This window comes from Sandarakinorhabdus oryzae (genome assembly GCF_009733735.1).
Classification (GTDB): Bacteria; Pseudomonadota; Alphaproteobacteria; order Sphingomonadales; family Sphingomonadaceae; genus Sandarakinorhabdus; species Sandarakinorhabdus oryzae.
The window spans coordinates 1-551 of sequence record NZ_WNJP01000417.1 but is presented as its reverse complement, the minus strand read 5'-3'; the positions used below and the strand labels follow the sequence as shown (position 1 = coordinate 551).

General features: G+C 75.7%; 1 protein-coding gene and 1 pseudogene. Both read right to left on the bottom strand.

Annotated features, from left to right (window positions below; all coding sequences use genetic code 11):
- Nucleotides 1–271, bottom strand: a pseudogene (locus tag GJ693_RS17370) (hypothetical protein); the annotation flags it as partial.
- On the bottom strand, nucleotides 268–551 hold a 284-nt coding region (locus tag GJ693_RS16625; protein ID WP_197042332.1), incomplete at its 5' end, for a type II secretion system protein GspK. The pseudogene GJ693_RS17370 and the gene GJ693_RS16625, both read right to left, overlap by 4 nt.

Sequence of the window (551 nt, the reverse complement as noted above, 5' to 3'; positions counted from 1 at the left end):
CCACGGCGCGCCTGCCGGTGCCGGGGGCGACGGCGATATGGGGATCGCTGTCGGCCAGCCAGTCCGCCAGGGCGAGCCGGGCAGCCGCGGCGGCCTGGGCCGGCGCCAGTTCCGGCAGGTCGAGCCAGTGCAGGGTGACGTCTTCGCCGGGTACGGCCAGGACCAGCGGCGTCGCCGTATCAGGCACGGGCCAGCCGTCGCCGGCGGCGATCACCCGCGCGCCATCAAGGCGCTGCCAGCGCAAGCGCGGCGCCAGGCTGACCAGCATCATGTCTCGTCGCCCCAGCGGCGCACCAGCAGCCGGGCGGGGCGGGCGGCGGCATCCACCAGTCCGGTTTCGGCCAGGCTGATGCCGTCAATCGCGGCCGTGAGGCGGAAGCCGACGAAGCGATCGCGCACGTCGGGCTGGCGCAGAACATCGGCCGCGACCGTGCGGCCGGCGAGCAGCGGCTGGGCCCAGAAGTCGCTGACGTCGCGCCAGCCGCCGGCGGGGCGGGAAGCGATGATATCGCGGGCGGTGGCCAGCGGCACGCTGGCGATGGCGGCCAGCA